Source organism: Mangrovibacillus sp. Mu-81, assembly GCF_036867415.1.
Classification (GTDB): Bacteria; Bacillota; Bacilli; order Bacillales; family Bacillaceae_B; genus Rossellomorea.
Window position 1 is genome coordinate 1 of record NZ_JBAJHU010000024.1, and the last position, 10,668, is coordinate 10,668.

A 10,668-nucleotide genomic window follows, 5' to 3' on the forward strand; every position below is an offset into this window, starting at 1 on the left:
AGAAACACCTCTTATTGAGGATGTAGCACGAAAAATAGAGCAATCAGAGGAAAAAATTCCCTCTAATTGCTCCAAAAGCATGAAAATGGACCATTTTACTTGACTTAACGGAAATATCTCCCCTTATATCCCCCGAACCTAGCCCTATTCTGAAGGATAACGGGAAAAACCCCCCTTATTTAAACAATCGGAGGTTACTCACAATGAAGGATGAAAAAGTGTCTGCTTCATTTATCTGCCTCTAAAAATCAACACCCACCCCCTGCTAGTTAATTAGCATTCGTAGCACAACAATTGGTATAACAAATAGCATATGAATTTTCATGCTGACAATAACTTATACACCATGTGAAAAGGGGTTCGGTATTCAGGGCGGATTTATCGTATATTTTTTAACCCCAATATATCAACAAAAAGAAGCAGTCTAATTCAGTTGCGAATAGGACTGCTAATTGGGGAGCTAATTTAGTTTTTGTATTCGAAATCCGAACCTGTTAGAAAAATTCAGGGCGACTTTTTTAATGTGGCAGAAATGCCAGCTGATAAAAGAACAATACCGCAAAAATATATACAAGCGGATGAACCTGCTTCCATTGTCCTTTGACCACTTTTAATAATGGATAAGAAATGAATCCGAGCGCGATCCCTGTAGCAATGCTTGATGTCAGGGGCATGCTGAGGATGATCAGGAACGCAGGGAACGCTTCATCAAGCTGATCCCACTTAATATGGGAGATGCTCCCCATCATCAAGCTGCCGACAATGATCAGCGCAGGAGCCGTTATGGCCGAAATGCCCGAGACCGCACTGACAAGAGGGCCGAAAAAGGCAGCAACAATAAACAGAATCGACACGGTCAAAGTCGTCAATCCGGTTCTGCCTCCTGCGGATACCCCTGCGGAAGACTCGATGTAAGCGGAAGTCGGGCTTGTACCGAACATTGCCCCAATTGTCGTCGCCACTGAATCAGCAAGCAGTGCTTCACGTGCTCTTGGCATTTGGTTGCCTTTCATCAATCCTGCTTGCTGGGCAACTCCGATCATCGTTCCCGTTGTATCAAAAATGGTCACCAGTAAGAAGGAGAAGACCACTGCATACAGACCGTATTGAACAACATCCGCAAATGCTGTAAGGGGATTACTGATGATAAGACCTTCAGGAAGATGAGGGATGGCAAAGATCCCTTTATCAAAAGAAAGCTCACCAGTGAAATAAGCAATCAATGCTGTCACAATCATTCCGATAAATAATGCACCATGGACATTCATTACCATCAGCACAAGCGTCACTGCCAAACCAGCCAGGGCAAGGAGCGCAGAAGGTGAATGCAGATCGCCAAGCTTCACCAGATTGGTTGGGTGAGCTTCAATCAGACCTGTCAAACGCAATCCGATAAAGGCAATAAACAAACCGATTCCTGCTGTGATCCCATGCTTTAAGTTCTGAGGAATCGCTTCGATCAGTTTCGCGCGGAATGGTGTAAGTGAAAGAATGACAAATATAATACCCGCAACAAATACTGCTGAAAATGCAACGATGTAAGAAATGTCCTCATTCGCTCCAACAACGGAGTAAGTAAAGTATGCGTTCAATCCCATTCCGGGAGCGATCGCAATCGGATAGTTTGCGAATAATGCCATCCATAGTGTACCGACTACAGCTGAAATAATTGTCGCTACGAATACTTGATCAAACGGTACACCTGCATCCGCCAAAATGATCGGGTTGACGATCACGATATAGACCATCGTCAAGAAAGTTGTTAATCCCGCCAGTATTTCTGTTTTTGGAGTGGTGCCGTGTTCCTGTAATTTAAACATTGTCATACCTCCATAAAAACGAACATTAAAAACACACAAATTATATAATATTCGGTAATAGACTGAAATTCAATAGATAAACAAAAAAAATAATTCAAAATAATTTTGAAACCCCTTCCATATCCTGCCCTTTTTAGTTAAGATGTTATCAATTATAGACAATTATTCGTTAAATAAGAAAGGAGCGGTGCTAACGTGTACGCACAACTCAAAAATAAATCGATCCCTGAAAGGGTCGAACTCATCACACGCTCTTTAGTCGCTCTGAAAAGCTATAATGGTTCTGAGGGAGAAAGCCAAAAAGCTCATTATATATATGAATTGATCTGTTCATTTCCTTATTTTCAAAAGAATCCCGATAAAGTATGGATGCAAAAAGTTCCTAATGATGGTATCGGGCGGCATAATGTCTTTGCACTCTTGGATGGCGAAACGGCAAAGACGTTATTATTCCATGCCCATTACGATACCGTTGGCACAGAAGACTACGGCGCCCTTCAGGGTATGGCCCATGACCCCGATTTTCTGCAGAAATTCTTTATGGATTATGAAGGGGAAGAGAAAGTTAAGGAAGATGCACTTTCAGGGAATTGGCTGTTTGGCAGAGGAGCCTTGGATATGCAAAGTGGAATCGCCGTTCATCTTGCCAACCTGCTGCACTTTTCTGAACAAGGGAAACTACTGCAAGGAAATCTATTGTTTTTATTCAATGGCGATGAAGAAAGTGAACATGGGGGGATGATTGCAGCTTTAACAGATCTAGACCGCCTGAAGGAGGAAGGATTCGATTATTTGGCAGCCATCAATACTGATTTCATTTCCCCTATCTATGACGGGGATTGCAAGAGATATATTTACACCGGAGCGGCAGGAAAGTTTTTGCCGGGATTTTATATTTATGGAAGGGAAGCACATGTCGGTGATGTACTGACGTCCATCGATCCGACTGCGATTGCTTCAAAAATCAACCTTGAAATCAATCAGAATCTTGATTATGTAGAAAAAATACCGGGTGAATTTACTCTGCCGCCATCATGTCTGTATTTCAAAGACGACAAGAATGCTTATAATGTTCAGACACCCTTGAGCACATCCATTTACTTCAACTACTTTGTTTATGAAAAAACTGCTCGGGATGTATTATACGAAATGAAGAAAGCGGCTATGAAGGCGGTGGCTCATCTGGAGATACGCAGTCAGGAGCAGTATGAAACTTACCGCAGCTTTCACAGCTTTCCTGAAAGGGAGCTCTCATGGCAGGTGGAGGTTCTAACATTAAGGGAATATATCTTCTGGCTGAAGGAAAGGGGCCTTGATCCTGAGCCTGTAATGGAAGAAGTATATCGCATTCATGAAGGGGAGGATCGAAGGGCCATCGGATATAAAATGGTTGAAGCCCTGCAGCATCTCGATCCTGACCGGACGCCGAGAGTCATTATATTCTTTGCCCCTCCATTCCTTCCTCATAATTATTTGAACGAAGAGAATGAGTATGGAAAGAAAGTGAAAGAAGTACTTGGCAGATGCCTGGAACAAATTTCAGGGGAGACAGGAGAAGAATTCGTCTTGAAACGGTTCTTTCCATATCTTGCAGATGGAAGCTTCCTGTCGCTTCACGAGGAAGATGAAGATATCAATGTCATCAAGAAGAATCTTCCACTGATCAACAATCTGTATCCGGTGCCAATCGACACGATCAGGAAGCTGAATATCCCTTCCATCAATATTGGTGTCTATGGGAAAGACGGCCATCAATGGACTGAACGAGTATATAAGCCTTATACGTTTTCAGTCCTGCCGGAGGTCATTCAGCGTGTCACGATTGATCTATTAAAAATATAGAAAAAGCCGCATCGCTCACGCGATGCGGCTTTCATTGATTATTCAGCCCAGTCAATCAGGTTGCGGATATCAAGCCGGTCTGTCTTTCTTGCTTTCTGAAGCGGTTTGCCGATCGTAATCAGCATAATCGGCAGGTAACGATCAGAAATATTGAATTCCGAAATCAGCGCAGACGGATTGAAACCGCCAATCGGACAAGTATCCCAGCCTTTTGCCTTGGCTGCAAGCATTAACTGCATGGCTGCAAGTGATGCATTGCTGAATGCTGCATCTCTTGGATACTGTTCCCGGCTGTAGGCACCTTTGATCTGTTTGGCCAGGATGTCTTTTAATTCTGATGTCATTTCCCCTTTTTCTACTGAAGGATCGAGAACCGGATCGATATTTTTATCCGCCTCAAGATCACCAAGTACCGCTACGACGGCAGAAGCGTCGACCACTTGCTGCTGATTGTATGCTATCGGAAGCAGACGCTCTTGAACTTCCTTTTGATCAAAAACAAGGAAGTTCCAATGCTGAAGATTCCATGCAGATGGAGCTTTGCCTGCCGTTTCTAAAATTCCGACCAATTCTTCTCGAGGTATTTCTACGTCAGGATTGTAGATTTTTGTAGAGCGGCGTTCCTCGGCCACTTGAAAGAAGTTTGTCATGATAATGCCTCCTTGATGTGCGAATAAATGCTATAATATAGGCTATATTTGAAGCGTGTTAACTATTTGGAAGTAAATTATAACATGACCACTATAACGGACGAATTTTTACGAGTCAAGCAACGGCAATGAAAAACTGCTTTCCCATTAATTGAAGAAAGCAGACGCCCAAAGTATTACATATCATGATTGAACATCGAATCGAACGGATCATCATCATCTGCCGGGGTGAAGAAATCTATCTGCTTTAAAGCCAAATAGCTGCCTCCGACAATGAAGATACACAGAATGGGGAGATAAATTATACCAAGCATGCAGCAACCCTCCTAATGAATTTTTTATTTGATCAGGTTAACCTATCTAGACTATAATTTGTGAAACGCGTTTCAGAGCAAGCACTTTCACTAAAAAAATTCAAATCTCTTTATAAAGGGGATTCCATCATGACCAATATCCGAAAAATCGCCAAGCTGGCAGGTGTCTCGGTATCGACAGTCTCAAGGGTTTTAAATGATCATCCTTATGTAAAAGAAGAGAAGCGGCGCCAAGTATTGGCCGCAGTGAACGAACTGAATTACATAAAAAATGCAAACGCCGTCCATTTATCCAAAGGAAAAACGAATTGTATCGGAGTGGTACTTCCTTTTTTGAACCTTCCGTATTTTGGTGAAATTTTACAGGGGATTGCCGGTGAAGCATTAAAGCACGGGTACCACCTGCAGATTTTCCAGACTGATTATGAGAAAGAGGCGGAACTTGATGCTTTTCACCGTCTGCAGATGAAGGAGGTCGATGGTCTCATTGTCACCTCAAGGTCTAATTCGATTGATACACTTGGAACGATCATGGACGGATTAAATGTGGTATTTTGTGAAAATCTTTATGAAGTGGAGAAAAAAGTGTACATCAATCATTATGAAGCGATCCGGGCCGGTATGGATCATCTCTATTCAAAAGGTCATTCCAGGATCGGATTATGCCTTCATCGGACATTCGGGACAAACAGCGAAGAGAGGATGAGGGGATTTTACGATAGTGCCGAAGTGGCAGGTCATGAAGTCCGGGAAGAATGGATCTTCAACGAATGCCTCCATCTCCAAGACGGAAGGGATGTCTTCCATCAATGGGAAGCTTTAAAAGATAAACCCTCGGCACTGATCGTCACAAGCGACCAGGTATCGGCGGGTATCGTATCAGCTGCAAGAAGGGAAGGCATCGATATTCCAGGTGAACTGGCAATCCTGAGCTTCGATAACCATCCGCTAGCAGATGCCTTAGACATCACCTCATTCGAAGTGCCGATCAGGAAGATGGGAGAAGAAGCATTTAAGCTCTTCATTGAAGATGTCCCTTCTTCCCCCGTTATTCTGGAAACGTCGCTTTACACGAGGGGAACCGTGTGAAAGGTGTGGAAATCTGGATCGAGGGTAAACCTATAGTACACTTGAACAAAGGGCTGTCACAGGGAGGCGAATAAATGATGCTTGGTAATAAAGAGGAGAAGGTCCTGGTCATCGTCATGTTTGTCGTTGCCTTATTCCTTCTTTTTGCAATCGTAAGGAAATATATTATGTAGATAATGAGGAGCTGATCCGCTGAGGTCGGCTTTTATTTCATTTTTGGAATGTTTCATACCTGTTTGCTTTCTGCCATATGATTTACTAATGAATGTCTATTGGAAACGATGCACAGCTGAGAAGTAAGTGTTGATGTTAGTAGAGTATGATAGTTTTTCAGGGAAATTGTGAAGGTAAAAGAAAGGGTGGTCGCTATAGGAAAGATCGTTCAGGCTGCAGTCGATTTCCTTCTTGCCGCTGTCAGTGTCTTTCTGCTGGTCAAAATCTTCAACCGTCTAAAAGGGGGGGAACAATCGTATAGAATGAAACAGCTCACCAACCTCAGTGTACTTCAGGAAATAAGGGATATACTGAAAGAAAGTCGAACGAGCGGCCTCAAAGATGTAAAACTCCCTGCAACGCCGTTCATTACGAAAAGTGCAATGAAAATTCACATAAAAAACAAACGAAACGAGAAATGAAAAACGCACATTTTTGACAGTAATCCTACTTTTATAGTAGGATTACTTTGTATTGTTATTGAATTTATTATCTTAAAATAAATGAGGTATCATGTTGAAAAAAATTTATATAATTCATGAAAATAGCGAATGGACCAATCACCTTACAAACCGCTTGAATGAACTCGGACTTCCATTTGAAGAATGGTTCCTTGATAAAGGTATTGTCGACTTATCCGAAACCCCGCCAGATGGAGTATTCTATAACAGAATCAGTGCATCTTCACATACGAGGGACCACCGTTATGCTCCGGAGTTGACTGAAAGCGTCCTGTCGTGGCTGGAGCGCCACGACCGGAAAGTGCTCAATGGAACTAGAGCCCTCCGTTTGGAAGTCAGTAAAGTGAACCAATATATGGCTTTGAATGGAGCTGGAATCCACACTCCAAAAACGATCGCTGCGGTCGGTAAGCAGCAAATCATTGAAGCAGCAGAAAAACTTGGCAGGAAATCATTCATTACTAAGCATAACCGTGCAGGTAAAGGACTGGGGGTTCAATTATTTCACTCTGTTCATGCGCTGAAAGAATATGTATACAGCGATACTTTCGAAGAACCATTGGATGGAACGACACTTGTTCAGGAATATATCGAGTCGCCGGACTCATCAATCACACGTTGTGAATTTATTGGCGGCAAGTTTGTATACGCCGTACGGGTAGATACTTCAGAAGGATTTGAGCTGTGTCCGGCCGATGCGTGCCGGATCGATGATTTATTCTGTCCAGCCGATGAAAAGGAAACGTCACCTAAATTCCGAATCATTGATGATTTCGACGATGAGATCATTACGGATTATCAAACATTCTTGCGTGATAACCAAATCGATGTCGCTGGCATCGAGTTCATAAAGGATTCAGAAGGAACGTTGTATACTTATGATGTGAATACGAACACGAATTATAACAGAGAAGCAGAAGAAGCTGCCGGCACATACGGTATGATGGAATTGGCAAAACTTTTGGGGGAAGAACTCAATAAGGTAAACGAATAGGCAGGATGTTGACCCCTCTAAATCAGAGGGGTTTTTTGATTGTCCAGCTCCGGCGGCTAGGCCCTCGAGGTCATAAGCTAAATGGTCCAAGAAGGCAAAAAACGCCTTCCCGGCCCATTCATCTTATGCTTGTCGGGCCTGGGCGAGCCGCCTCCGCTTTTCTATTGTCCAGCTCCGGCGGCTAGAGGCTCGAGACATAAGTCATGCCATCCAAAAAGGCAAAGAGCGCCTTTGTGGCTGCCCTGCCTTATGCTTGTCGCCTCTGGGCGAGCCGCCTCCGCTTTTCTATTGTCCAGCTCCGGCGGCTAGGCCCTCGAGGTCATAAGCTAAATGGTCCAAGAAGGCAAAAAAACGCCTTCTCAGCCCATTCATCTTATGCTTGTCGGGCCTGGGCGAGCCACCTCCGCTTTTCTATTGTCCAGCTCCGACGGCTAGGCCCTCGAGGTCATAAGCTAAATGGTCCAAGAAGGCAAAAAAACGCCTTCCCGGCCCATTCATCTTATGCTTGTCGGGCCTGGGCGAGCCGCCTCCGCTTTTCTATTGAAGCAGTATTTTATATTGAAACTTTACCAATTATCTGATAATATAAATTTCTGCTCCCAAACGCCTACATAATTTTTACAGATTTCTATTTGTCTCATTCAGCGTGTTAGACCGCCTGAGAGTCGTTACCTCAGCGGTGTGATTAAGACGTTTTTTTTCTCCATTGCGGCTACCATATTTGAAAGGAGAAAGGTATGACGAAGAAATCAGAAACAGTACTACACCCCGATTTTTCAAATGAATCAGAACGCCTGGAATTCACAAAACGCTACATTGATGTTGTGATTGAAACATCTCAATCAAGCAAGGAGAAGTACAAGGAGAATATGGAAAAAGCATTTGGTGACGTCGACTGGGGCGAGTCCAGTGCGGCCTACATCGATATTCTGACAAACTCGAGCTTTTTTGAAATGTCAAAGGAAGAATTGGATTCTCTTCAGAAAGCGAAGGACAAACCATATTTCGCCCGGATTGATTTCAAAAATGAAGGCAATGACACCATCGAAAAACATTACATCGGCAAAACTTCACTATATCAGCGCGAAAACCAGGAACAAATCATTGTTGATTGGCGTTCTCCAATTGCCAATCTCTACTATGAAGGAAGGATTGGCGATGTCTCCTATGAGGCAGAGGGGGAGACCTTTGAAGGTGACCTTTCCTTGAAGCGTCAATATATGATCGATCACGGAAAATTGGAAGAAATCAGGGATATCGACCTTACCACCACAGACGAACTTCTTCAGGATTCATTGGCGAAAAGCTCCAGCAATCGATTAACCGAAATCATTTCCACCATTCAAGAAGAGCAAAACAGGATCATCAGGGCTGACCTGAACAAACCCATCATCGTTCAGGGAGCGGCAGGAAGCGGGAAAACAACAATCGCGCTCCATCGTATTTCTTATTTTATTTACAATTACAAACAGCATTTTGATCCAAGGCAGCTGATGATTCTTGCACCGAGCAATCTGTTTATTGATTATATCTCGGAGGCACTGCCGGAGCTCGGAGTGGAACGGGTGAGGCAGACGACATTTTCCGATTACGTAATGACATGTCTGGAGAAAAAATTAAAGCTTGTTGAAGATGACAAACTGATCAGACTGATAGAACGCGATCAGGACCATGATGTGAAAAAAGCTTCATGGATATCAGGTTTCAAAGGATCAAAGACGTTCAGAAAAATTCTTGATCATTATATAGAAGAGATTGAAAAAAGGTTTCATCCAGAGGAAGATTTTTATGTGGATAAATATAAACTGTACTCTGCAAAGAAATTCATTCATCTTTTTAAAGATGAATACACGTATATGCCCATTTACCGCAGGCTTGAAAAGCTGAAGGCATTATTGCAAAGCTACGTGCGGACGAATAAGAAGCAAATGGTGGAAAGGGTAGAGACTTTTTTTGATGAGAAAATCGAGAAAGCCCTTTATCAGCGTGCTAATGCCGGTAATCGCAAGGAGTACATTTCCAAGGCCCTGGATAAAAAGTCAGACAGGCTCGAAGAAGTGAAGAAGGCAGTCAGGACAAGTGTTGCCACTTATATGAAGCAATTTGAAAAGAAAAATCTTGAGCAGTATTACTCTGAACTGTTTTCCGATCCGGAACGTCTTGTAAAGTATTCTAATGGAGAACTGGATTCAAATCAGGCGCAAGATGTATGCTATTATACATGGAATCTATTGATGAAAAAGAAATATGAGGTTGAAGACCTGGCGCCGCTTCTGTACTTGCAGACACATTTATTCGGAATTGATAAATTCTATAAAGCCAAGAATATCGTCATTGATGAAGCGCAGGATTACAGCTATATGCAGCTATATTCATTGAAGCGTGCACTGGAAACCGATATGTTCACCCTGGTCGGTGATCTTGCTCAGGGAATTCATTCATACCGTGGACTTCAAGCATGGGATCCCGTCTATAAAGAAGTGTTTCCGAGAGCGACCTATACCGAACTTCAAAAAAGTTACCGTACTACGATCGAAATCATGGATAAAGCGAATAAACTGTTGAGTTTACTGCCCCATGAGTTTCCTAAAGTGAATCCGGTGGTAAGACACGGGGAAGCCCCTGACACATGTATTTTTGAAAGAAATAAGGAGCTTCCGGAGATTATTCTGGAGAAGGTATCTAAAGGGAAAAAGGAAGGGTTTCAAACATTTGCAGTGATCGGGAAGAGTATGAAAGATTGTAAAATGATCTACAAAATCCTTGAAAATCAAATTCCAGGAAAGGTGAAACTTCTGGAAGAGCAGGAGTCGATCCCGAAAGATAAAATCGTCATCGTACCTTCCTATTTATCTAAAGGATTGGAATTCGACGTCGTCATGATCACCGCTATCAACGAAGTATTCAGCGATCAAAACGAACTGGACATCAAACTGCAATACGTGGCCATGACCCGTCCTCTCCACAAACTTTCTTTCATTGGAAAAGATCTGAATCAATTTATCAGGTGATACTGATGAGAGAGGCGGGTACAAAAGTGTTTTAGTCTAAGTAAACCCGAACTAATTTGAATTCCGGAATTCAAATTAGTTCGGGTTTTTTATTTGCTTTATTCAAATGTTCATCTAGTATATAGATTGTACCAGCGGTTGATTGGAGTGCAAGACGTAGACTCCTGCGGGAAAAGTAGCTTATGTGAGACCTGTCCAGCTCCGGCGGCTAGAGGCTCGAGGTCATAAGTCAAGCAAGCCAAAAAGGCAAAAAGCGCCTTTCCGGCTTGCTCGT

Annotated in this window: 8 protein-coding genes; 5 read left to right on the top strand and 3 right to left on the bottom strand. The window is 42.9% G+C overall.

The genetic code is table 11. The features are described from left to right. Positions 1-518: 518 nt before the first annotated feature. Complete coding sequence (locus V6B33_RS21940; protein ID WP_334219779.1) at positions 519-1,820, bottom strand: NCS2 family permease; 1,302 nt, start codon at positions 1,818-1,820, stop codon at positions 519-521. Positions 1,821-2,015: 195 nt separating this feature from the next. Between V6B33_RS21940 and V6B33_RS21945 the strand changes: the two genes are divergently transcribed. Next, positions 2,016-3,662, top strand: coding sequence for a M20/M25/M40 family metallo-hydrolase (locus V6B33_RS21945; protein WP_334219780.1), 1,647 nt, complete (start codon positions 2,016-2,018; stop codon positions 3,660-3,662). A 38-nt stretch (positions 3,663-3,700) separates the two neighbouring features. Here V6B33_RS21945 and V6B33_RS21950 read toward each other — a convergent pair whose 3' ends face one another. After that, a complete protein-coding gene (locus V6B33_RS21950; protein WP_334219781.1) occupies positions 3,701-4,312 on the bottom strand; it encodes a nitroreductase family protein in 612 nt (203 codons plus the stop codon). 176 nt (positions 4,313-4,488) lie between these two features. After that, on the bottom strand, positions 4,489-4,626 hold the full coding sequence (locus V6B33_RS21955) for a hypothetical protein (RefSeq protein ID WP_334219782.1): 138 nt from the start codon (positions 4,624-4,626) through the stop codon (positions 4,489-4,491). A 129-nt stretch (positions 4,627-4,755) separates the two neighbouring features. Between V6B33_RS21955 and V6B33_RS21960 the strand changes: the two genes are divergently transcribed. The 4 genes from V6B33_RS21960 to helD all read left to right on the top strand — a co-directional run bounded on the left by V6B33_RS21960 (position 4,756) and on the right by helD (position 10,394). Beyond that, positions 4,756-5,715, top strand: coding sequence for a LacI family DNA-binding transcriptional regulator (locus V6B33_RS21960; RefSeq protein WP_334219783.1), 960 nt, complete (start codon positions 4,756-4,758; stop codon positions 5,713-5,715). A 341-nt stretch (positions 5,716-6,056) separates the two neighbouring features. Beyond that, complete coding sequence (locus tag V6B33_RS21965) at positions 6,057-6,350, top strand: MscL family protein (protein ID WP_334219784.1); 294 nt, start codon at positions 6,057-6,059, stop codon at positions 6,348-6,350. A 94-nt stretch (positions 6,351-6,444) separates the two neighbouring features. Next, a complete protein-coding gene (locus tag V6B33_RS21970) occupies positions 6,445-7,383 on the top strand; it encodes an ATP-grasp domain-containing protein (protein WP_334219786.1) in 939 nt (312 codons plus the stop codon). A gap of 737 nt (positions 7,384-8,120) precedes the next feature. Beyond that, positions 8,121-10,394 carry an RNA polymerase recycling motor HelD gene (gene helD / locus V6B33_RS21975; protein WP_334219785.1) on the top strand — a complete coding sequence of 758 codons (2,274 nt, stop codon included), beginning with the start codon at positions 8,121-8,123 and terminating at the stop codon, positions 10,392-10,394. Positions 10,395-10,668 lie beyond the last annotated feature (274 nt).